At 50.5% G+C, this 416-nt stretch carries 4 tRNA genes; all 4 read left to right on the top strand.

Going from position 1 to position 416, the window contains the following annotated elements:
• Position 1 precedes the first annotated feature (1 nt).
• Positions 2 to 77, top strand: a tRNA-Val gene (locus Q1B47_RS21870).
• 37 nt (positions 78 to 114) lie between these two features.
• Positions 115 to 190, top strand: a tRNA-Val gene (locus Q1B47_RS21865).
• A 37-nt stretch (positions 191 to 227) separates the two neighbouring features.
• Positions 228 to 303 (top strand) — tRNA-Val (locus Q1B47_RS21860).
• A gap of 37 nt (positions 304 to 340) precedes the next feature.
• Positions 341 to 416: transfer RNA gene (locus Q1B47_RS21855), tRNA-Val, on the top strand.

The following is a 416-nucleotide window of genomic DNA, read 5'->3' as shown; positions in this document are numbered from 1 at the left end:
AGGTCGATTAGCTCAGCTGGGAGAGCACCTCCCTTACAAGGAGGGGGTCACTGGTTCGAGCCCAGTATCGACCACCATTCTTTTCATAAAGAATTCAAACATTATGAAATCCCAGGTCGATTAGCTCAGCTGGGAGAGCACCTCCCTTACAAGGAGGGGGTCACTGGTTCGAGCCCAGTATCGACCACCATTCTTTTCATGAAGAATTCAAACATTATGAAATCCCAGGTCGATTAGCTCAGCTGGGAGAGCACCTCCCTTACAAGGAGGGGGTCACTGGTTCGAGCCCAGTATCGACCACCATTCTTTTCATGAAGAATTCAAACATTATGAGATCCCAGGTCGATTAGCTCAGCTGGGAGAGCACCTCCCTTACAAGGAGGGGGTCACTGGTTCGAGCCCAGTATCGACCACCA

Origin of the sequence: uncultured Shewanella sp. (assembly GCF_947501225.1) — a bacterium.
GTDB lineage: Bacteria > Pseudomonadota > Gammaproteobacteria > Enterobacterales > Shewanellaceae > Shewanella.
This window is presented reverse-complemented; position numbering and strand designations above follow the sequence as displayed.